Annotated in this window: 15 protein-coding genes and 6 pseudogenes; 6 read left to right on the top strand and 15 right to left on the bottom strand. The window is 61.8% G+C overall.

All coding sequences use genetic code 11. From position 1 onward, the window contains the following. Positions 1–651: 651 nt before the first annotated feature. Entirely contained in the window at positions 652–1,074 is a 423-nt protein-coding gene (locus AC0L27_RS37100) for a hypothetical protein (RefSeq protein WP_473322714.1), read from the bottom strand. 191 nt (positions 1,075–1,265) lie between these two features. On the opposite strand from AC0L27_RS37100, the gene AC0L27_RS37095 reads away from it, so the two are divergent. Beyond that, on the top strand, positions 1,266–1,490 hold the full coding sequence (locus tag AC0L27_RS37095; protein WP_473322713.1) for a hypothetical protein: 225 nt from the start codon (positions 1,266–1,268) through the stop codon (positions 1,488–1,490). A gap of 451 nt (positions 1,491–1,941) precedes the next feature. Here the strand turns inward: AC0L27_RS37095 and AC0L27_RS37090 are convergent, their stop codons facing one another. Continuing rightward, positions 1,942–2,157, bottom strand: coding sequence for a hypothetical protein (locus tag AC0L27_RS37090; RefSeq protein WP_473322711.1), 216 nt, complete (start codon positions 2,155–2,157; stop codon positions 1,942–1,944). Positions 2,158–2,345: 188 nt separating this feature from the next. Here AC0L27_RS37090 and AC0L27_RS37085 point away from each other — a divergent pair. Further along, positions 2,346–2,483: pseudogene (locus AC0L27_RS37085) on the top strand (MBL fold metallo-hydrolase); the annotation flags it as partial. Positions 2,484–2,496: 13 nt separating this feature from the next. On the opposite strand, the gene AC0L27_RS37080 reads toward AC0L27_RS37085, so the two are convergent. From AC0L27_RS37080 to AC0L27_RS37070, 3 genes are read right to left on the bottom strand one after another with little or no spacing between them, the layout of a single operon-like run. Beyond that, positions 2,497–3,666 (bottom strand): SCO family protein, encoded by a 1,170-nt coding sequence (locus AC0L27_RS37080; RefSeq protein ID WP_473322709.1) that lies wholly within the window; start codon positions 3,664–3,666, stop codon positions 2,497–2,499. An 11-nt stretch (positions 3,667–3,677) separates the two neighbouring features. After that, positions 3,678–4,571, bottom strand: coding sequence for a hypothetical protein (locus AC0L27_RS37075; protein WP_473322707.1), 894 nt, complete (start codon positions 4,569–4,571; stop codon positions 3,678–3,680). Between the two features lie 17 nt (positions 4,572–4,588). Further along, complete coding sequence (locus AC0L27_RS37070) at positions 4,589–5,818, bottom strand: tyrosinase family protein (RefSeq protein WP_473322705.1); 1,230 nt, start codon at positions 5,816–5,818, stop codon at positions 4,589–4,591. A gap of 382 nt (positions 5,819–6,200) precedes the next feature. Between AC0L27_RS37070 and AC0L27_RS37065 the strand changes: the two are divergent. Then, positions 6,201–6,560: pseudogene (locus AC0L27_RS37065) on the top strand (transposase); the annotation flags it as partial. A gap of 307 nt (positions 6,561–6,867) precedes the next feature. Here AC0L27_RS37065 and AC0L27_RS37060 read toward each other — a convergent pair. Beyond that, positions 6,868–7,503 (bottom strand): annotated as a pseudogene (locus AC0L27_RS37060) (IS701 family transposase); the annotation flags it as partial. 198 nt (positions 7,504–7,701) lie between these two features. On the opposite strand from AC0L27_RS37060, the pseudogene AC0L27_RS37055 reads away from it, so the two are divergent. Continuing rightward, positions 7,702–7,951: pseudogene (locus tag AC0L27_RS37055) on the top strand (DUF2958 domain-containing protein). 456 nt (positions 7,952–8,407) lie between these two features. On the opposite strand, the gene AC0L27_RS37050 reads toward AC0L27_RS37055, so the two are convergent. From AC0L27_RS37050 to AC0L27_RS37040, 3 genes are all read right to left on the bottom strand, one after another. Next, the gene (locus AC0L27_RS37050; RefSeq protein ID WP_473322703.1) at positions 8,408–9,889 is read right to left on the bottom strand and encodes a hypothetical protein; all 1,482 of its coding nucleotides are present in this window, start codon (positions 9,887–9,889) and stop codon (positions 8,408–8,410) included. A 519-nt stretch (positions 9,890–10,408) separates the two neighbouring features. After that, positions 10,409–10,672: a recombinase family protein gene (locus tag AC0L27_RS37045; protein ID WP_473322701.1), complete on the bottom strand. Its 264-nt coding sequence runs from the start codon at positions 10,670–10,672 to the stop codon at positions 10,409–10,411. Between the two features lie 40 nt (positions 10,673–10,712). Further along, positions 10,713–10,922: a hypothetical protein gene (locus tag AC0L27_RS37040; RefSeq protein WP_473322699.1), complete on the bottom strand. Its 210-nt coding sequence runs from the start codon at positions 10,920–10,922 to the stop codon at positions 10,713–10,715. Between the two features lie 184 nt (positions 10,923–11,106). Here AC0L27_RS37040 and AC0L27_RS37035 point away from each other — a divergent pair. Next, a pseudogene (locus AC0L27_RS37035) lies at positions 11,107–12,108 on the top strand (virulence-associated E family protein). Next, positions 12,041–12,430 carry an ATP-binding cassette domain-containing protein gene (locus tag AC0L27_RS37030; RefSeq protein WP_473322697.1) on the top strand — a complete coding sequence of 130 codons (390 nt, stop codon included), beginning with the start codon at positions 12,041–12,043 and terminating at the stop codon, positions 12,428–12,430. Before AC0L27_RS37035 ends, AC0L27_RS37030 begins: the two are co-directional and overlap by 68 nt. A 37-nt stretch (positions 12,431–12,467) precedes the next feature. Here AC0L27_RS37030 and AC0L27_RS37025 read toward each other — a convergent pair. The 6 genes and pseudogenes from AC0L27_RS37025 to AC0L27_RS37000 form a co-directional block, all read right to left on the bottom strand. Further along, positions 12,468–12,791: pseudogene (locus tag AC0L27_RS37025) on the bottom strand (helix-turn-helix domain-containing protein); the annotation flags it as partial. Between the two features lie 127 nt (positions 12,792–12,918). Beyond that, the gene (locus tag AC0L27_RS37020; protein ID WP_473322694.1) at positions 12,919–14,649 is read right to left on the bottom strand and encodes an eCIS core domain-containing protein; all 1,731 of its coding nucleotides are present in this window, start codon (positions 14,647–14,649) and stop codon (positions 12,919–12,921) included. 312 nt (positions 14,650–14,961) lie between these two features. Further along, positions 14,962–15,231 carry a hypothetical protein gene (locus tag AC0L27_RS37015; protein ID WP_473322691.1) on the bottom strand — a complete coding sequence of 90 codons (270 nt, stop codon included), beginning with the start codon at positions 15,229–15,231 and terminating at the stop codon, positions 14,962–14,964. Positions 15,232–15,348: 117 nt separating this feature from the next. Next, positions 15,349–19,491 carry an eCIS core domain-containing protein gene (locus AC0L27_RS37010; protein WP_473322688.1) on the bottom strand — a complete coding sequence of 1,381 codons (4,143 nt, stop codon included), beginning with the start codon at positions 19,489–19,491 and terminating at the stop codon, positions 15,349–15,351. 30 nt (positions 19,492–19,521) lie between these two features. After that, a complete protein-coding gene (locus AC0L27_RS37005; protein ID WP_473322686.1) occupies positions 19,522–20,466 on the bottom strand; it encodes a hypothetical protein in 945 nt (314 codons plus the stop codon). A 3-nt stretch (positions 20,467–20,469) separates the two neighbouring features. Next, positions 20,470–22,092, bottom strand: a complete 1,623-nt coding sequence (locus tag AC0L27_RS37000; RefSeq protein ID WP_473322683.1) for a hypothetical protein — start codon at positions 22,090–22,092, stop codon at positions 20,470–20,472.

The following is a 22,092-nucleotide window of genomic DNA, read 5'->3' as shown; positions in this document are numbered from 1 at the left end:
CACGGCTACTATACCGCAATCGTGGTCCGAGACGGTAGCGTGGCGAAGATCATGGAAGAGACCGTGACCGTTGCTGCGCCCCGGTAGGGCGAAATAGGCTCTCAACAGGGCTGGCGGTAGGGTAAAGTACCCCTTCGGGCAAAAACGTGTTTGGCGGTAAGTGACCCCGGACGAAAAAGCGCCGTGCGGCCGCGACATAGGGCGAGGCTTAACTCGTACCCAGCAGGGCCTGCCTTAGGCGCCGGCGACCAACCGCTACACGGCTACTATACCGCAATCGTGGTCCAAGACGGTAGCGGGCGAAGATCATGGAAGACCGTGACCGTGGCTGCTCCCTGGGCAGTGATGATGCTTTAGCATGAGGCGACGATCGGCCTGCTGCGCTGGTTGGCATTGTTCTTGTTGCTGTGCTTAGCCCGCAGCTTTGTTCACCCCGAACGCCGGGTCGCGCTCCTGATCGGCAACCTCCCTATAAAAGCGTCCCCGCTCGCAAACCCGGTGAACGACGCCACTCTTGTCGGAGGCATGTTTACAAAGGCCGGCGATTTCTGTCATTCCGCACGTCAGCTAGCAACTTCCTCGCGCGCAGATGCGGGGCGCCCTCTGAGACCAGTCGCCGTCGCGCCGCACGCGGCATCCCGTTTGTGAATATTAAGCAGCCTGGTTTCGACCGCCGTCGATGACGGTGAACAGCGCGCGCCGATCAATTGGTGAGCTACTCGGCTGATCAGCCTTTTCAGCGGACCCTACCGGAGGCCTACACTTTTCCAGCAAGGTCTCCGACGTTGCCGCTTCTGCTTCTACATCAGCGACGGGAGTTCTCACCTTCTGTTTCATAAGTTCGAGTGCGGCCGCGCCCTTTGCCGTCAATCGCCAACCGAACGAGTATCTTTGCACAAAGCCCAAGGAGAAGATGTCCAACGACGGGAGCGTAGCACCCAGCCGCTTGCTGTAGCTTGCCCAATCCGCGCCGCTCGTTGCCAAAAATGCGAGGTCGCGTTTGATATCCGTAAGCGTCGCCAGCCCATTGGGGTAGCTAGCAAGTACCTTCAAAATGGATAGCTGGAAATTCACGACCGCCACCCATCCGGTTATGCCCAGCCATTTTGTCAGCGGTGCGTGGCACAAATGCAATGAATTTGAATGTGCACGTCCAACAAGACGGTTCACAGATTCTAGCGGAACTCCGTTAGGCGCGGCACGAGCGATCCTGGATGGGTAGTCTCTCTCAGGAACCTTAGCTCGTTCCGTCGCTTGGCAGAATTATGAGCGAGGAGTCCATCATTCTATTTCCTAGGATGCGCAAGGCCCTTCGGCTGGCCCGCGTGCATGGCTTTTTGGTCGAGCGCGAGGACGGGCTTTATCACCCGGGAGGCAATCAACCTGCGTGCTCGATGGGTTTGGCGCGCAAGATGGTCGAAGGGGGCTGGCTCGTGAAGCACGGCTGGCGTTATGAACTGACCGAACCGGGTCTGAAAGCGGCGGAGTGATCCAAATGCGAGCCCCCTCGGCACCTAGCGGGCCCAAGCATCTTGGAGGTCTCTTCTGGAGGAGAGCATGACGCTGTGAGGCCGCCGGTTCGCGCCGACCTTAGGGGCACACCAAAGCGTCGCCGCTTTTTGGGTTCCCTTCCCGCACTCGCCTATGTGAATCTCTCCCGTTCGATTCGCCATTCTGCCGCGTAACGAGCTTTGTCTGGCGACTGCCGGCAGGCAGCTCCATTCGGGCCGGACTGGATTGATGAAGTGAAGCACACGGCTAGCGTGCTGGTCATCCGGGAAAACCAGCGCGTGTGGCTGCTTTCCCTCAATGGCACTGACTGGAGCGAGCGCTAACCGTCAATGCCGCAGCGACGATCTGAAGGAAACCGGCTCAGCTTCGTCAGGCTCCTTCGATTTGCAAATTTTGCGCGCGACTCCTGCGCCCCTTAGCATCTGGCCGCTAGTGCTGCATCAGCGAGAGAATGCGCTGTCGGTCCTGCTGCCGAAGTCTCTGGCTTTCGCGCATGCCGTGCAACTCAGTTTCCTCATTTTCGGTGTCCAGTCCCTGGCGTTTCTTTTCGGCGATCAACGCCCCCGATTCGGCCAGTCGCCGTTCACTTGCAACCACCTCGTTCTCAATTTGCCGTAGCTCATCTTGAAGAAAGCTGGTGTCCATCTGAACGCTCATCCCGGTTTTTATGAGCCTGATCAAATCCGGCGAGAGAATTGCGTTCCGGCGGGCAATGTCTCTGCCGCTCGTCAATTAGACTACATTAAAGCGTTGTCATCGCGTGGGTCCGAGAGAAACTGTTGCGGTTGAATCCGTTATTTGATTCTGCTGATGGACACCCATCATGCAGGCTGAGCATCCCGGGCCTGACTTGGCCTACACTCGCATTCGCCAAGGAGACGACGCTCTACCTTGGCAAGCGCGAAGTCAAACTCATGCAGCTCGGTGCCGGTCACACCTCGGGAGACATCGTGGCGTGGGTACCGGACGCGGGCTCGAATGGCTCTAATACTTGTTGTTCTTTAGTACCTCGATTGCGCGAGCCACAACCTGCTCCTCATCCCAGTGAATGCGTTCGAAGGATGCGGCGATCCGGCCCTCCGCATCAAGGATGTAAGCCTCGATGCGGTGCCGATTTACCAGGGACTCAATGAAGTTGACGCCGAGCTCGAAGTGCCTGCGAAGTGCATCCATATCGTCAGCCGCTCTTAGCATTCGATGGTCGGTGTCCAGACGCACCCCACGGTCCTGCCCATAAACGCGAAGACGTTGGGCGAGATCGAAGGCCGGATCATAGGTAATCGCCGCAGTGCGTATTCGGTTGGCAAGTCCCTGTACCTCTAGCAACCTCTGTATCCGTGCGAGCTTCGTGACCGTGAGCGAGCACTTAAACGGATTGTCGCAGCGCGTATAAAAAAAAACGACGATGGACGGCTGCCCACGGAAGAATTCCTTGAATGTGATCAATTCGGCTTGATGATCCTCGAAGATGATTGACTCGATCGACTCACAGCCCGGACGGGAATTCAAGCTCCGGAAACACGTGTTTGTCGGGCCGCTAGGCAGCGCACAGCATGAGTGTGTACTAACCTCATCGGTTTGATCAGCACTGCGGATCGCCCGCAAAGCCCGGTCGAGATTAACCAGCAGTCTCCTGGAGAGCTCACTGCGTTGTGTACGGAGCGACTCGAGTTCCGGCAGAACGCTTCGTGCGTGTGGGCCGAGCCAAGCCAATGTTGCGAGCAATTCACGGACGGGAGTCGTGTCGGTTGACGACGTCGCGTAGTCACCATAAGTATCGAATGACACAGGCTCATCGCGATACCGGATGTTTGTGAGTGCGCGCATCACGAATGGAGCGAGAACAGCGTTCGGCTGCGGATAAGACCTTAGTGCGCGAGCGGCTGCCGCGACGAGATAGCCATCAATTCCAGTGTCAAGTTCTTCAAGCACGAAAATGAGCGCGGCCTCCGATAGGCCGACGCGTGCGATGGCAAGCAGGACCCAGCCGCGCATGCGGACGACGGTCGCCGCACCGCGCTGGTCGTAGAGCGGATGGTCCTCGCGCAACAGATTGGTCAGCTGCGCTTGTCGACCCGGATCAGCGGCGATCGCGTCGACCAAGGCCGCAAACTGCGACTCCGACTGCGCGCTCGCCGTTGTGGCCTCCTGCATCGATCGCTACCTCACGGACGGTGCTTGCTGAGGAACCGCCGAGCGCTCTGCTTGTATTTCGTTGGCCCCTCGCCGGCACTCAGGCGATCGACGCTCTTCAGCAGCGCTTTGTCGTCCCCGAGGGCTTGGTCCCCGCCAAACTGTTCGAGCGCGGTCAAACTTGTGGCCTTGATGTCGTCGTAGTCCGAATTGTCGAGCAGGATCTTGCGCGCATGCTCCTGCAGTTTTTCGGGCTTGAGTGCATGCAGCGCAGAGGCCGATATTTGCCGAATCTCGCGCAATTCATTCTTGTCACGAAGAAGCTTCTCAAACATCGGTGCGGAGCTGGCGTCTGCGGCGAGCAATCGCAGGGCCTCTCGCCTGGCCTCGTCATTTGGCGGCTTTTTAACGATAGCGCGCGCTGCCGAATAGACTTCGGCGTGCACGTCATAGCTGAGCAGCTGCAGCGCTTTCTCGGGTGGGACCAGCGCCTTGTCGAGGTTCTTCAACCCTTCGAGGAGTTTCTTCTGTGCAAAGCCGTCCTTCTCGCGCATCAATATCCCGAGCACACGCTGACGAAGCTCCGGGTCCGGGTCGTCCGCGATCTTACGCAACGTGGCAAGGTAGTCCCCGCGGTACGGCCCAAATGCGTCGACGCTGAAGCTCGCTGCCTGAAGCGATTCGAGCGCCCCAAGTCGCATCATCATGGACTCGTCCTTGTTGCGCAGGACGTTTAGCACCGCCTCAAGGTCTTGGTCGTTTTCACACGCGGCCAGAGGTGAATCCGCGAGGACCGCAACTCGTTGCTTGTCGGTTCTTCGCTCATTCGTCGCGATGGACACCGCGCGGCGTGCCGACACCCTCGGCGAAGCACTGCGCTTCTTCGCCGACTTCGGCCGCTTCGCAGCTTTGCGTTTCGTAGCCATGGTTCCACCTCCTCGCGCTAGAACTGCACATCGTCGTAGTCAAACCCCATCCGCGAGGTGGTGTTGAGCGAGCCCTGGTAGTCCAGGGTGCCTTGCACTTGCGGCTGTAGTCCCGGCGCGCTGACACAGGGCGACGCGGCCAGCGTGCCGCCCGGGGCGGTTGGAGGACGCTGGCCGCCGGTGATCCCATTCCACGGCCACATCGTATCGGGAAGTTTGTGGCCGATTCGATTCCCGGGATTGCTGTCGTACGAGGCTGCCTGCGCCGGATTGAAGCGGCCGTTCTGGCGCTGCCACTTCGCCCAAAGCCGGTCGACATTGCAGTGAAGCAGGAAGAACAGCGGATCTTTGGCGGCGGTGCCAATACTGGAGATGGAGCCTCCCCACCGGGTGTGTGCCGTTCCGTGCGGGTTGCCTTGCATGGTTCGGAATGCCGGGAATTGAGCGCCAAGAGCCAGCGTCTGCGCCTCGGTACGGACGCTGGGGCCAGGCTGGGTATTCGGATTCCAGCCATTCAGGGGTCGGCGGTTGACGCCTTGCACGCCATCGGTTTTCCAGAACTGGAACGGGTTGGTGTTGCTGAAATGGACTGTGCCGAGCGAATCGGAGACGCCGATGAAGTCGAGTGTGAAGAGGTTTGGCGCGGACTGGTCGAAGCGCCAGTATGGGAGTGACACGCTTGGGTCAATGGCCTGAAGCTCACGTTCGAGATCAAGCAGGTAAGCACGGTGCCAAGGGAGAAAAGCAGGGCCACCGTGGGCTTCTAGATCACCTGCGCCGGTGTGCATGTCGCGGAAGTCCGCGAAGCGCCCCAAGCCCTGGTTATTGAGTTGCGCGAACGCCGACACGAAACGGTTGCGTTCTCCCGCCGTCAGTGCGTTGGCATTCTTCCGGATGCGCACCGTCACCTGAACCGAGCCGACCAGTGTGACTCCGTTGCGGGCTTGGATTGTCACGTCGCCGTTGTTGACGCTGGGCCGCCCGAACCTGCCGGCGATAAAAAAAGGCACGGAGGTGCCGTTGATTGGGACTGACAGCGTCAGGCTGTTGGAAAATACTCCCGTCGTGCCGCTCCTGAACACGACCGCGCCGGCACTTGCTACCGAAACCCCCGTGATCGTCAGGTTGACGGAGGTCGTAGCGACGCCGGACGGGTTAGTCACACGAACCCTGCATGGAGACGGGACCCATGAGACAAATCGCGCTGCGGGGCTTGCGCTGTTGTTGATTTGCAGTTCAACGTTCATGTCAAGCCTCCGAATGCTGGGCGATCTTGACGGCATTCTCCAATGGTCTAGTGCCGGGTCGGCCGGAGCGAACTGATCCGCAGATGGTTCGAGCCCGCATGGATACTCTCGTTTTTCTTATTCCGTCGCTGGCGTAACGGTTATCACTGCTGGTTCTCGATTGCCGTATGTGTTCGGCAATCGCCACGGTCCAGTCGCTGGTCTTTTGCCCACATTAAGGCACCTTACAGCCTTACGGTGTCTATTCAAGGTGCCCTTTTTGTCGCAGACACGATGATCGGTGGCGATGCGGCTCAAGCGAAAAGCGGTGACAGGTGAAGCCCGAGGCGCTTCTGCCGCTCGACCAATCCGGCAACACCGTGCGCGCGCTGTTGTTCTTCGACGGCTCACCGGCTGCGCGATCGAGCGCGCCTATGTCGACAAGGGCTATCGCGGCCACGACGCAGCCAATCCGCGTCTCGTCTTCATCTCTGGTCAGAAGCGCGGCGTCTTCGGCATCATCAAGCGCGAACTGCGGCATCGCTCGGCGATCGAGCCCGTGATCGGACACATGAAGACCGACGGCCACCTCGGCCGCTGCCATCTCAAGGGCCGCGAGGGCGACGCCGCAAACGTCACACTCACCGCCGTCGGCCACAATCTTCGCCGTGTTCGCGCCTGGCTGAGGGCTCTGCTGCGCCTGATCCTGATCGCTCTATGGCAGGCATTCGCCGCTATCCCGGCAGTCAGATGGACTTCTTAACGGCCGACTGTCTAGGCATTGCGTTTCGGAGAGTGCAACTCAACTACGGAAATGCGGGAAAAATTTTCCGAACGGACGCTGAGGGCCAGCTATCTATATCTAGCATTACAGTTGCCGTTTCGCTTTGAGGTGGGCTCGCTGAGCGACCGCCTGATGAGCTCTACGCCAGAGTGACCATGCGATGATGTGTGCGGGTTGGATCCGCTTTCGCGCGAGCCTGATGGCAATGCGGCGGACTTCCTGGATTGACCATCGGATCAACGACGGCGTGGCTTTGGTTTGGCTTCTGCCGTGGCTCGGCGTTTGGTTTTTTTGGCGGCGGCGGATTAGCGCGATGGCGGATCACCGCCATCGTGGCGAAGGCGAGCATCACCATGGAAACGTGGCGATGCCAGCCATGCCAGGGTCTGCTCTCGTTGTGGTCGAGCCCGAACTCGTTCTTGGCGGTCTCAAAACTGTCCTCGATTGCCCACCGATGGCCTTCGACCTCCACCAGTGTTTCGATCGATGTTGCCGCCGGGCACCAGGTGGTGAAGAAGGCGAGATCGCCATCGGCGATACGACGACGGATCAGCAGACCGCGTGTCCAAGGGCCCGGATTTTCGTCGATTGATTCTCCGACCAGATCGGCCAATTCTAGATAGCACCAATCATGCAGCCGCGGTCCTTTGGTTCCGGCCCCTGCTGACAGGCGTTTCCAGTCGGATGCGCGCCGCGTCCGGGCGATGTCGGCAGCGGTGCCGGCGACGGATCGACGCTTGCCCCAGGATCGAAATATATGCGCGCTGCTGACCCCGAGCACATATCCTTTGCCTGCGCGACGCAGTTGCTGTTCGATGTCACCGACACCGTAGACCGTATCGCCTGCAACCCACTTGAATGGGTCAGGCGCGGCCATGGCGCGTGCGATCATTCTCGTCGCAAGCTTTGGTTTGGTCGCAAAGCGCGGTGCGGTTTACACCCTACAAAGGTGATTTGATCGGCGGCGGGACGAAATCGACAGGCAGGACCACCGCAAAAGGCAGCGCGCAGTCTCGAATAAACCCGAAGGCGGTTAAATGAAAAACGACCCCCTTCTCACGGTCGCGGACCGCGTCGAACTTCTAGTGAACGCGCTTCTTCCGGCCACGGACCATCGGCCGTGGTCAAATTGTTCACGCCGGACGCCGGCGCGATATGGCTCATCAGCGAAGTCGACCCCGATGATCCGGATCGCTTGTTCTGTCTCTGTGACCTGGGCTTGCGAACTTGGTTATGTCAGCCTTGCTGAAATCACGCAATTAAGAGGAAAGCTAGGGTTGCCCGTCGAGCGAGATCGGCACTTCGTCGCCGACAAGCCGCTGTCGTCGTATGCCGCAGAGGCCAAAGCAGCAGGCCGTATCAACGCATAACTCTGTCGGTGGTCAACGAACCGCCGATTTCTACTTTGCCGAGGACAAGCCGCCGCAGAACGACCAAAGCAAGGCTTGCGTATGATCTGAGGAAGCCGTCAAAGCGGCTTGATATCCTGGTAAGTCTCTCAAGTTTCTGCTGATAACCAATCATGAACCAGGGCTTACGCCGCTCGGCTGCACCGGTATTCCACGTCTTTCCATTCGTGGCGCCCGAGCCCAAGGTAGGGAAGAAATCGATACAGGACGTCACAGCGAAACTTCTGAGGGCGGGCGCGTGCCGCAACAAAGACATGACAGTTGTTCCCCGTCAGCACCCATGAGACAAGCTGAGGGACTTCACGGAGGGAGGATTTCTGGTTCATCGTAGCCGCAAGGAGCGAAGATGAAGCAGAAATCCGGACCGGATAAAGCGCCGGCTGCACGAGTGGTGAAGGACATTCGGCGTCAGCCCGCTTAAGGTTCGTTGTGGTCGGACTGACTTTTTGGCTCCACTTCCATCCACCCATTTACGACATGCCGCCTGAGCGCTCGGGCAGTGCGGCGGCTCCCTTCCAGGATCGCCACCGCGCTGGCGATATAGAGGCCGAAATAGATGACCTCGTTGAGCCGCGCTTCCTTGATGAACGGACCCGTCAGCAGGCCGTTCCGGGCCAGCAGCCAGATGGCGCCCATAAAGGCCAGGACTGGCAGGCCCAGGATGACGCCGCGATAGACGCGGTGGGCCACGGGCTTCAAGGGATCGATCCACAGCGGCGCGATCAAGGCTACACGCCGGTCCGGCAGCGCCTCGCCGTCGGGGTCGGTGAGGCGGGTCAATAGGTGGTATTCCCCGCGCAGCTCCAGGCTCTCGACGAAGAGCGACGCCGTGAACATGAAGCTGGCGGCGACCAGAATCGGGAACAGCAGCACCAGTTCGTTGATGCCGACCGGCAGGGTGCCGAACGGTGTCTCGACGTCCTGAAGCCCCTTTAGCACCTCCAGCTTGGTGACGATGACGTGGAGCTCGCCCTTGATACGCGCCTTTTCCCTGCCGAGATTCAGCACGTCATTTTGCAGCCTGTGGTTGGTCTCGATGACATAGCGATCGTTCGCTTCTAGGAGCTGCAGATAGAGGCCCACATAGCGCGCGGTCTGCTCCTTCAGCGTGCCCGGGATATCCAGCTGCCTCGTCCAGTCGCCGGAATTCGCGCGCAAATGTACCGGAAGCCGTTCCGACATGCCGGCGGCGATGGCCGCCGCGTCGAGCCGCCAGGTCGTCTCGCCGCTAAGCAGATAAGCCGCGAACGAGTTCCTCAGTTTGCCAAGTGCGTCCGCCAAATCGCGGAACAGGTGCCGGCGCAGTTCGGTGACGTGGCTGAGCTGGTACTGGTTGACCCCCGCGCTGTCGACCTCGGACAGCGCTTCCTTGAGCGCACAGCGCAGCCACACATCGCCCATCAGCCAGAAGCAGGGCTTGCTCCCGCCCTGCCGCAGTTCCGGATGGCGCTGCCGGAGGTCCAAGGGCGGTTCCTTGCCGGCCGTGGCCAGGGAAAGCCAGTCATCGAACGCCGGGTCTCCAGCGAGCGCTGTTTTGATGTCCCCCAGGATGCGCGCGTGCTCCGCCGCGGCCGTCTGCAGGGCGGCCGGGCGGAGATCGCTAAGGCGACGGCCAACGCTTTGCATCGTTTGGTGGTATTCCTCCTTCTCCTTGGCGGCTTCCGCCAGAACCCATTCGGCCCTCGCGAGCGCCGTGCCGATCTTCTCCTTCTCCGCCTCGAGCGCGTAGCGCTCGCCGCGGAATGTCACGTACGGATAGAAAACCAGGGCCAGGACGATGGTGATGAGGCTCATGACGCTGATCAGCGCTGTGCGAAAGGCCCTGGCCTTGCGTTCGTACAGCCCGTAGAGCTTGTCGGCCTGTTCTCCCAGGCGCGCATCACCGGCAGGCGGCGCCATGGCTTATCCCCTCAGGTGGCGGCGCAAACTTTACATACACGAAACCATCCTGACCGATGTAGACGGAATAGAGCGCGATATAAGGATTTCGGTCTGGACCGTAGGCCGCCACGATGGCTTGAGCGATGTCCGCTGACACATACGGTCCTTCCTTTTCCTACAGAACCCATCGTCCACGTCGTACCCCGAAAACCGAGTAGCGTAGAGTAATTAGTCTGAACTTTGTGTGGGCCAAATCACAAAGGTCCTGAAACGTCGAGAGAGTGCAGGTGACTTAGACAGCTTGCCGACGCGCCCTAGGCGATAAACCCCGACCTAAAGCCTGGAAGAATCGCTGCGCCCAAACCAACAAGTGTCGTAGCTAACTTGATGCCAACGTCGGCGACTGCGTCGAGCGACTTTATCGCCTGCTCGTGCTGCGTAATTGCCGCATCCTGAGTCGGAATACAAACCTTGAAAGCCGCCCTGGCACGTCGAGGCTTCAATAGTTTTCGGGAAGCGGTCGCGATGCTTGATCGTTCACGTCAACCCTTTTCGGAACACCTTCCTGGCATGGTACAGATTCACTTGGCATCTTTGTATTTTAAGTACTCTGGGCTGTCTTACATAGGCATAGGCGCCGCCGTAGACCGGGTTCTCAATGATCCGGTGGATGGCAGAGTAGCTCGGTCGCCGCCAGGCCGTGTCGCCGTTGGTCTGCTTCACCGGCAGATCGAGTTTGTACTCGTGGAGCCAGCAGAGCGCCTGTCGCGCGCTGCCCAGTTCCTCGACCTTGTTGAACACCAGCTTAATCGCTTCCTAGACACGCCGATCTGGGTCTTTCTCATAACAGTCGCCGGCCCATGAAGCCGACGGGCGCTGCCACAACCAACTCGCCCCGGCGCGCCTTCTCGTAGCGGGCCGAGAGCGAGCGCTGGCGCAACAGATCCAGCTCGTACTCGTTGAGGCTGCCCTTGAGCCCGAGCAGCAGGCGCTCGTTGCCGTGCCTCGGCGCATAGATGGTCTCCTGATCGACCAGAACGGTATCGACCACGCGGCACATCTCGATCAGTTGCTGCTAATCCCGGCTGTTGCGGGCGAAGCGCGAGACCTCGCGGGCGCAAACCGCACCAACCTTACCAAGGCAAACCTCCGCTACCATTCGCTCGAAACCGGCGCGTTGTACGCCGCCGGCGGCTGAACGACCGAGATCATCATCGATCTTCCCCTTCAATGAAATGCTGCGTGCACCGCTGCTGCTGCACGAGATTAGCGGAGACCCGCACTTCGAAGTCAGGCCGGTGGATGACAATGATGTCGTTGTCGTGCAGACATGGTTGCAGCATGCCGGACTGAAACGCATTGCCAAGAACACTGTCCACGACGCGATCTCTGTGCGGGCGTCCGAAAACGCGTTTCATCCCGTGCGCGCCTATCTTGCTTCGCTGCGCTGGGACGGAGTCGGGCGGCTCGATCACTGGTTGACGACAAGGCTCGGCGTCGAGTCGAATCCATACACGCGGACCATTGGCCGGATGTTTCTGATCAGCATGGTGGCACGGGTGCTAGCCCCCGGATGCAAGAGCGACCACATGCTCATATCGGAAGGGCCACAGGGTGCGCTCAAGTCGACCGTGTGCGCAATTCTCGGCGACAGGTGGTTTTCGGACAACCTGCCCGATGTGACCGTCGGCAAGGACGTGTCACAGCACCTGCGAGGCAAATGGCTGATTGAAGTTTCCGAAATGCACGCGATGGGCCGCGCCGAGACGACACTGCTCAAGGCTTTCATCACCCGCACGGTCGAACGCTACCGACCGAGCTACGGCCGCATGGAAGCAATTGAGCCACGTCAATGCGTATTTATCGGCAGCACCAATCGCGATACCTATCTGCGCGATGAGACCGGCGGCCGCAGGTTCTGACCGGTTAGGGTTGGCGAGATCGACGTCGATGGGCTGAAGGCGGACCGCGACCAGCTTTTCGCTGAAGCGGTGCATCTTTATCAGGCCGGGGAGCCGTGGTGGCCGGACCGGGAATTCGAGCGCGAGCACATGCTGCGCGAGCAGGAGGCCCGCCACGAGGCGGACGCATGGGAGGACAATATCCGGGAATTCGTCGCCATCAAGTTCAAGGTCACGATTAGCGAGGTTGCGCGCGAGGCACTGTTCCTTGAGACGCCGCGGATCGGCACCGCAGAACAGCGTCAGGCGGATCGGTACGCAGACGCACATCCATGAAACGAGCCTGCGGCTCGCCGAGGAGGGCTTCAACATCCTGCTCGGCACGACGCTCTCCGGCAAGACGACGCTGATGCAGCTGATGGCAGGGCTGGAGCGCCCGACCGCCGGCGAGATCTGGTTCGACGGAAAGAACGTGACCGGCGTTGCGGTGCAGCTGCGCAATGTCTCGATGGTCTATCAGCAGTTCATCAACTATCCGAACTTCACGGTGTTCGAGAACATCGCCTCGCCGCTACGCGTCGCGCGCATGAAACGCGCCGAGATCGACGCGCGCGTGCACCGCATCGCCGAGCTTGAACTGTTCTGCCGCGGCGGATAGCGTGTCCAGCCCCCAAAGCAGGAAGCCCGAGCCGCGCGGCCCGTGCGCCAGCCGGCGACACGGTGAGCCCGCGTTTGCCCAACTCGTTGGCGATGCGCACCTGCCCGAAGGCCGGTCGCTCGACGGCGAGCGCAACAATGGCGTCCTCGATCTCCTGCGGCACCCGGTTCTTGAGCACCGGCTTCTTGCGGCTGATCTCCTGCAGAGCAAGGTCCCCGCCTTTGTCGTAAAGCTCCTTGAAGCGATAGAAGCTGTCGCGGCTATAGCCCATCATCTTGCAGGCTTGACTCACATTGCCGAGCTGTTTGGCAAGTTCCAACAGCCCAACTTTGGCGCGGATGATCTTCTGTTCAGTCGTCATGGTGTCCTCCAATGCGCCGAGGCGGGGCGCTTCGCCACCCGACCGCTCCGCGCCCCGCCTCGGCTTGCGATTCGCCGTGGGGAACCAAGACACCGCTGTCAGATTAAATTTTAGCTGATGCAATTCACTACTTCCCCGAAGAGATGTGCGGGTTTTCAAATACGACGCTCAAATTTCCCTCTTCATCACAACAAGCGCATTCAAAAATGCTGACCTCTATATCTTCAACAGGGGAATTGGTGTTTTTATCAATGATGGGTACATGAATGGTTTGCCCTGGACCTCCCCCGCATGCCTCGGCCTCTTCAACTTTCTGTGATGCCTTGGGTTTGCCGAATTTGAACCTGCCCGGATTGTCGAGCATGAATTTCGGCTTGCGCAGATTCTGTTCGAGTACCTGTTCCAGGCTGATCCCATCGCACTCGAGCGGATCTGCCTGAGCTGGATTATTCAGACTCCCTCTAAACAGCTCTCGACACTTTTCCTCGCGAGAGTCTCTTTTTGGATCCGGATCCGGTTTTGGCGTGGGTCTGGAAGATGGAGTGGGAACTCCAGCGTCGCCACTGGGATCGGTTGTCGATCCCACGCCGCCAGGAGGCAATATCACATCCGGATCGGGTTCCTGACTGGTCTCTTCGGAATGCTCGATCACGTATCCAATCAGGAATGGAAGCAAGAAACCGATGATGAAGGCAATGACAAATACTGCTGCGCCGCCGAGTCCGATACCGCCGCCCGCTCCGGCAACTGGTCGAACACCCGAGACCGGACCTGTGGACACCGGACCCGATACCGGCCCGGAGACTGGACTCGGCGTGGACACAGGACTGGGAGTAGCCGATCGTGATTGTCTTGCCAACTCCGCAGCCGCTTCCAATATGTGCGGCGGAAAATCAATCTGACTGAAGAGGACTGCGGGTGACTTCCCACGCGCATCGCGAAAGATCTGCGGATCCAGGTGAAGTGCCCAGGCCTTCAGGATCAACGCCGGTGAACTATTCCAATCAACTTGAAACTCCTGGGTCTCGCTTGGTTGATGAACCGGCGGAACCGCATCCAAAACTGGACCAAGCTGCTGTTGCGCCGACTCGACTATCCCGCCAACTGTCTGTTCGCCGGTTGAGACTGCGGATGTCACCGCGTCCACAGTACTCTCGACAACGGAACCAACTTCGCTTGAGACCGCAGAGACGGCTGATTCTGCATCTGCTACAAAGGACTCCCCGGCACCGGTCAATCCCTCGGTAAGGTCGTCAAGCAAATCACGCTGCACGTTGGCGCCCGAAGACTCCGACTCTCCTTGCTGCACCGTGTGTGTCAACTCATGGGCCAACAGCTTTCGCCCTTCGTGTGACGCCTGCGAATACTGGCCGCTGCCAAATGCAATGTCGTTCCCTACCGTGAACGCCTTCGCGCTGATCGACTCGGCCGCTTCCTCTGCTCGCGCGCCGGTGTGCACGCGCACGTTGCCGAAGTCCACGCGGAACCGGGGCTCGAAAAACGCGCGGGTCGCCGCAGGGAGCGCGCTGCCGCCGCCGCGCAGGGCCTGAATGTTCGTCGCCACGGGTGATGCCAGGGACGGCGAATCGGCGGCCTGCTCCTTCCTCTGCACCTGCGGAATCGCCTGGTGCTTCTGCTCCTCCTCGCAGTCGGTGCACATTCGTTGCACCTTGGCCGGCGATGCGTTCGAGGCGACGATTGCTACGTCATTCGCGGGCATCCGCATCACGGCATCTGCCACTCGATCGGCTTCCCGCTCATGCGCGTCGCCGGGCTTGCTGATCGCGAGCTTCGTCTGGATCGAAGGAGCACGAAGCGGTGCCAAACCACTGGAGTCGCCGGACGACATCTCGCGCATCAGGCGTTCAATGCTTTGGTTCCCGACACGCTGCCTCAGCGTTCCGGCCCTGTCGGACTCGGGCTCCCTCGACTTGCGGGTGATCAAAGAGGGACTCGGAGAGCGGCGCCTAGTATCAGCCGCGTTATGTTCTTTGGACTCGCGGATCATGGTATGTACACTCGGTATCCGTCCTCAGTTCTAGGGCGTTTCCATCCTGACGTCCGTCGTTCTGCGAAATCCGCACTCCATACCTCGATACGCGCGTCATTACAACCAGTGCACCCTGAGAATGGGCGACGCGCATCTGCTTGTTGCCGTTGCACACAACGATCACCTTAACCTGAAACGATAGTTTCCGCGGTCGTGTGCGGTCACGTTGGGAGCGTCCTGCCCATCGTAAAGATGCCCGAAGGCTTGATTGCGCCCCGCGTTGTCGAGATACTGGTCGCTGCCATGGCTTCGAGAACGGTCCCGCTCGATGCCCATATCCCGAGCTGCTATCGCGATACTGGATCCAACCGCAGGACAGCGGGCACGCAACGAGATCCGGAAGACCACCGTCCAGCGCAACGCGCGCTCGTGGGCGTTATCCAAGTTCATCGCGGGATGTATTCCCAAGTACAAGACAATGATCCATGAATCCAAATTGGCCCATCAAGTTACTGAGAGCGACGCTTGCGCATGCATGTCTAAATCAGCAATTTGCCATCGACAGTATCAGCCGCCGGACGCTGCGCCGGCGGGGACCCTGTCCTTGTCAGCGTCCTTCGCCTTGTCGGGATCGAGGTTCGGGTGCACGGGCGGCGGCACGGGGGTGAAGCTTGTTGGCTCGAACACCCCGTCTGTGCACCAGACGCGCACGCGGCTGACGCCCTTGTTGAAGGTATGCGCGGGGTCGACGAACGGGTGGACCTTGCCCTGCGCGGTCAGGGTGCCGGGCGGGTTGGCCTTGAACGCCGCCTTGACCTCGGCGACGGTCCGGCCCGGCGCCTCGATGCTGACCTCGACCCGCGAGAAGCCGTGTCCGAGAGCCTTGTCCAGAGCATCGCCGGCGACCCGCGGGATGTTCTCGATGCCCACGGTGGCAGGGACCGCCTTGAGCTGGAGCGGTCGCGGAGGCTGCCCGAGCGTGCCGTCGATGCCGGGGTAGTCGTCGCCGAACAGCTCGACGCGCTCGCCCGTGTTCTTGCTGAGGCGCAAGCCTTCGTCGACCTCCGCGGGCGGCTTGTCGTTCCAGCGGGTGCGCACGTCCCCGCGCGGGTCCGGCACAGGCCCGTTCTTCATCTTCGGATCGAGCATCTCGCCCTCCCACAACGCGTTGTGGGCCCTAATCGCCTTTTGCTCGGCGACCCACTTGAGCTCCTTCTTGATCAGGTCCATCACCTCGGGGACCGTCTTGCCCTCGACCCGTGCCTTGATGGCCTGCGGGGGCTTGCCCTCCATCCACTTGTCGAATGCGATCCGGGCGTCGTCATTGGGCAGCAGGGCGCGGGTCGGATGGCTCGACGGCGGTGGAGTCACCTCGACCTTCTTGAGCTTGCTCGGTATCTCGGGCGGCCGCTTGGGTTTGATGCCCAGCTTTCCCCTCACCTTGGCCTTGAGTCCTTCGGCGATCCGCCCGAGGGCCGGGAAGCGGCGGAGGAGCGCGGTCGCTGTGACCTTGGCGACCGCCCCGAGCGCGACGAGGACGATCATGATCGCGATCGCGATAGAGGAGTCCGCGACGCGGCCGTAGTCGGCTTCGAGCCGCTTCTCGTCCTCGTCGGCGTCGTCGAAGTTGGAGACCGCCTTCGCGATCGTCGCAGCCTGCAGCGCGATGTCGATGGCGATGACGCCCAAGCCGATCGCAGTGAGCGCCGCGACGCCGACGATCGGAGTGCCCAGGACCGACCCGATGATGAACGCCGCGATCGACACCTGTGCGATGAAGACGCCCACCATGGCCCACAGCTCGCGTGCCGCGTCCAGCACGGCGTCCCAACCCTGGGACGGCTTGCCGGCTCGAAAGGCGTCCCAGGCTTCCACCACTTTTTTCCACATGGCAGGGGCGTGGCGATAGATCGCGACGCCCGGCACCAGGATCTCGAAGAGGGCGTCCTGCACCACGCCCCACCAGTTGTCGACGAAGTAGTTGCCGCGGACCTTGAGGTGGCGCCAGACGCCCTCGGAGTGCGTCTCCTTGACTTCCTCTTCCTGCTCGGCCTCCTGCCGCTGAATGAAGGCTCTGGCGACGACGCCCCCTAGTCCGGAGTCGGCCGATGCGCTCCTTTCCTCTGGCTCATGGCCGCCCGGCCCGCGCTTGTCATTGAGCAGCGGGGCGATGTGCTTGTCGTAGACCTCCTGGATCTTCGCGGGCGTGTTGTTGATGAACTCCTGGATCGAGCCCTTCACCTTGGCGATGACCGCCCTCGTGTTCTCGATCAGGTCAACGAAGACCTGGATGACGCCGTTCGCGATGAGCTTGATGAGCTCCTTGACCTTGACGGCGAACGCCCAGACCTTGCGCCAGAAGTCGGCGATCCGGCCGATCATGTCCTTGAAGAAGCCGACGATGCGGCCCACGATGTCGCTGATGAAGGAGCCCACCCGCTTGACGAGGTCCTTGACGAAGGATCCGATGCGGCGGGCTATGTCCTTAATCTTGTTGAGCGCGCTTTTGACCTTGGCGCGGATTGCGCGGTAGATCCGACCGCCGATCTCGCGGATCTTCGAGATGCCGCGGTTCACGAGCTCGCGGACCTTGGAGAAGAAGCGCTTCACGCAGTCCTTGACGAACCGGTACGCCGCGACCACCGCGTCCTTGACCGCACCTGCCACGACCTTGGCGCCGCTCTTGACCTTGCTCCACGCCCACTCGTACCAGGCTTCGTCGTCCTCCTCGGGCTGATTGCGGGCCTGCTCCTCGGCCTTGCGGGCATCCTCCTTGGCCTTGCGCACCTCCGCCTCCGCCGTCGTCTTCTCGGAGGACACCTCGCGCTCGTACTCTTCGATCGCCTTGGTGTTCTCCTCGCGCAGTTTGGCCTTGTCCTGCTCGACGGCCATCCGCGCCTCCTCGCGAACGGCCACCTGCTCGAGCGTGCCCCGCTCGTTCTCGGTGCGAAGGAGCTCCGCCGCCTCGGTTTGCTGACTGTCGATCGTCTGCTCGCCGTCGGCCAGCATCGACTGGGCGGGGCTGAGCTCTCGCGCTGCCGTCTCGCGCCCCTCCTTGCCGTGGACGCGCTCTAGCAGGTCCGCGACCTCGGGGTCCGCCATGGCGTCGATCGGCTGCGGACCTCCGGTGGGGAGGACGAACTTCAGGCCGAGCTCCGGGATTTCGTCCGGCTGCTCCGTCGGGGCGAGCGCGCCGACGCCCATGTCGCCGGCGGCGGCCTGCTCGGCGGCGCGCCGTCCGCCCTCGAGCTGAGTCGCGCCTCCCTGAGCGGCCGCCTCGATCGCCCCGGGCGACTCGGGATCGCCGGCGGGCGTGACGTCGCGCGCTTCGGGGATGGTCGGCCCCTGCGGGAGCACCGGTTCGGGGCCGGTCGGCAGGCCCGTGGGCATCGGGCCCTTCGGAGCCTTGTCGTAGGCCTTGACCGAGAGCTGGTTTCCGAGCGTGCTGACGGCGACCCCAGCCACGCTCGTCATCCCCGGCGCCGTCGATGCAGTCAGGTTCTGCAGGGCCGCGATGGGGGCGGGCAGCGGGGTCGCCGGCGCGGCTCCAGCCTCGCTCGCGGCGGCGCCCGCGGCCGGGGTGGTGCCGCCAGCACCCGAGACGGCGTCGACCGCCGTAACGGCGGGTACCGAGCCGGCGCCAGAAGCCGCCCCGCCTGCCACTGAAGCGGTCGTTCCTCCGGCCGCTCCCGGAGTAGGCCGCGGCTCGGCGGCCGTCCCGCCACGCGCACCCGCAGGTGAGGGGGAGCGCGAGGGCGGAGGTGCCTCCCTCCGGCCGGGCGAGCCGGCCGCGGGCGCACCGCCTCCCGCAAGACCGCCCCCAGGCTGCGGCATGCGGTTCTCAATCAGCCGGGCCACGACCCGGTTGCCGACGAGGGTCTGCATCTCGAGCACCGCTGCGGGCGAGTCCAGCGTGGATAGGAAATTCAAAGACCCTTTTCCCCGCTCCGACGAGGCCCCACCGGTGGCCGCCCCTTCCTTCGCCTGCGTTTGTGCCTGCAGCAACTGCGCGCCTTCCTGCTGCACCACATGTGTTAACTCATGCGCCAACAAAAGCTGCCCTTCACGCGATTCAGGCGCGTACTGACCTGCGCTGAAAGCGATGTCCCGCCCGACGGTAAAGGCCTTTGCGTTGATCGACCTTGCTGTGTCAGCAGCCTGCGCGTTGGTATGCAACCGCACCTGACTGAAATCGGCCCCAAAGCGTGGCTCGAAGAATTCGCGCGTGGACGCAAGCAGCGGCCTGCCACCACCCTGCAGCGCGTTGATGCTGGCTGAAACCGCAGGCGTGAGTTGCGGCGTGTCGGCGGCGGTTTCCTTTCTTTGAACCTCGAGCTGCTTGGATTCCCCCTCGCAGTCAGCGCAGCGTCGTTGCTCCACCAAGCCGGCCGAAGCGCTAGTGAGACGAGCACCGTTCGATGGCGTTGACGCCGTGCGCATGACCATATTCGCCATCCGGTCGGCTTCGCGCTCGTGAGCATCGAGGGGTTGGCTTAGGGTGAGCTGGCCCGAGCCGCCAATGCCCTGCGACGGGCCGCCGTGCGCAGTCGCACGCGCGACGACTCGAGCCGCCAGCGCCTGCGTGCCGCGATTCCCGAACCGCTTCTGCAAGGAGCGCGTGGCTGACGCGGGCGTGCGCGCAGCGACGGCAACCGGCTCGGCGCCCGCAACCGCAGCCGGCCGCCGTTCCGCGATGGCGGGTGCCCGCACCGGTGGAGGCCGATCTCCCACAGCGGACGACTACACGAGCGAGTTGCGCTTGGTCGAAGACCTGCGCGAAGGCTTCGTGCTTGAGGGGGCGGCCTCCCGCGCCGCCTGCGCCGGCTCGTGCTGCCTCTGGTCCTGCTGTCCCTCTTCTAACTGTCGCTTCTCCTCCTGCTCCTGCTCGTACCCCTTCGCGTCGGGACGCTTCCGCTTCTTCTCGTCGATCTGCACTTGCGGATCGCGCATCAGCATCGGGCGGATGAAGCGACGCACGCGATGATCCGGCTTCCACACGGGGTAATAGTCCTGCTTGCTGTCGTCGCGATCGAGGCGAGCGAGCAGCACGCAATCGCAGGCCTCGCAATCCTCGCAGTCGCAGCCGCACTTGCCGGCGTAGTGGTCGCGGTAGCACGGATCATTCGGATCCACACACCAGCATTCGCTCTTGTGCTCGCGACGCTGCACCTCGTACGCCGCGGCATCCGAACCGGAGTCGGGGCAACTGCAAGTACACTGTGGGCGCGAGCGCATGATGCGAATCTCGAACCCATCGCGCTCCCGCGTGCAGACGGAGGCCGCATCATCGTCATCCGACGAGCACATCGAGGTGCGCGGCGCGCAGCACTTCTCGGTTCCGCACAGCACGACCCAGAGCGGGCTGTCGATGTTGGGGTCGCAGTCCTCTTCGAGCAGGATGCTCTGCGGCTTCGGCACGTAGATGGGATCGCTCTGGCAATCGAGAGCCAGCCCGCTACCCACCGTCACGTTCACCTTGCCGCACTTCACGTCCGTGCCGACGACGAGGCCGCACACGACGCCGCAGCCGAATAGCGAGCGGAACATCAAGCGATTGAGCTCGCGCGTGTAGACGTTCAGTTGCTCCAGGTCTTCGTGCTGCAACAGCATGCCCGGCCCGAACTTCGCGCGTGCGAGCGTGGAGGTGCCCTTCGCCCGGGCGAGTGGCTGGTTGTTGGTGGTCATGGCTCAAACTCCTTGGGAACGATGCGAAGTGTCATAGCCGGCCGGCGGGGACTGGGAATCGCGTGCCTGCACGAGAAAGGTCGAAAAAAAGGTGCCGCCCGGCGTGCCGTTGCCCGTCGGGGCAGGTGACAGTCCGATGGCGTTGGCGTCGATCGTTTGGCCGTTGCAGTCCACGATGAGGTCGCCGCGAATCTCGATCTCGACGGTGGTCGGATCCTCATCGAAGATCGTCTTGGATCCATTGACCGCATCGTACAGCCAGCGTCCATCAACGACGAAGGTGGCACGAGTCACGAGCCCCGGCGGAGTGCCAGAGGGAGCCCAGGTCTCTGCCTTCAGTATTGGTACGCGGTGCGCTCCGGCCCAACCGCCCTCGTCCTCTTCCCCTAGCACCGTCATGGAGAAACAGTCTGCACGCACTGTGTCCTCCCGCACCGGCCGCGAGAATTCCACCCAGTATTTCAAAGTGACGACGGTAAACTTCTCGCCCCGATCCCTGCTCTTGCGCAAGCGATTGAGTTCACTTTCGCTCAGAGCGCCGAATGAGGCCTCGAAATCGTCCCAGTCGACCAACTTCGGCGAACGGTGCCAGCCGGCCCAGCCGATAGCGCTGATGCGCGTGAGATCGCATCCGCGGATGAGATCGAACAGCACGTCGTTGCTCTTCACCAGGCGCCGCGGGCCGCACGCTTCGATCCAGCGGTCGAACAGCCACTCGCCCTCACAATCCCCTTCGCGCAGACTCACACAGGCGAGCGGAACGCCGTGGCACAGATCCGCGCGAATGTGCGCGCAGGGGTCCTCGATCTCGCGGAGGCCGCCGCACTCCGTGTCTGACAGACCTGTCAGGTAATCGCACAGACACTGGCAGCCGCCGCGATGCACGGGGTTCTTCTGCGCATCAGGCTGTTTGGGCTCGTAACGCGCGCTGCTCTGCCTCGCGTCGTCTTTCGACGGCTCCTTTGAATGCTCACCGCAGCAGGGACCAGTCCCGCAGCCACAGGTCAGCTCGCAGTCGAAGGGGTTGCAGCACTTCGCCCAGTCCACAAGCTGCAACGAGAAGCGCACGGTTTCGCAGACGTGATCCCACTCGTTGTGTACGCAACTGCACGGATCGTTGATCTTGATCGGCCCTACAGACTGCTCGGCGTAGTGCGCGCTCAGCCGCCAGCACGCTCGAGGGCGCTCTTCCCCATGCTGCTGCTTGCCGCAAGGCTCGTAACTCCCCTCAGGCGGCCGCTCCATGCGCGCGCCTTCCCCGTCGAGAAGAATGACGTTCTTCTTGCTGAGTGAGGTAGGTCGGGCGAGCAGCAGCTCACGGCCGCATTCGTCGAGCGCGAGTCCAGGCCCGATCTCGAGCCAACCCGACTCGTCCTCGGTGCGACAGTTCTCCGCCCTCATTGGCTTCATGGCGTAACCATACACAACGCCCCAGCCGTGAATCGCTCGATTCAGCAGCCGGCGCCGCTCGAGCAAGTAGCTCTGCTCGACGCGAAACGAGTCCGCGGTCAGGCGCTTACCTTCGAAATACTGGTTGCGCAGCCCCGAGTCGCACGGCCCATCAGTGCAGCACTCGTGGCTCGCGCCGCGAAACGACGATTTCCGTGACGTGTCTGTCTTGTACAT

The sequence above is a fragment of the Bradyrhizobium sp. Ken51 genome (assembly GCF_055807435.1).
This window is presented reverse-complemented; position numbering and strand designations above follow the sequence as displayed.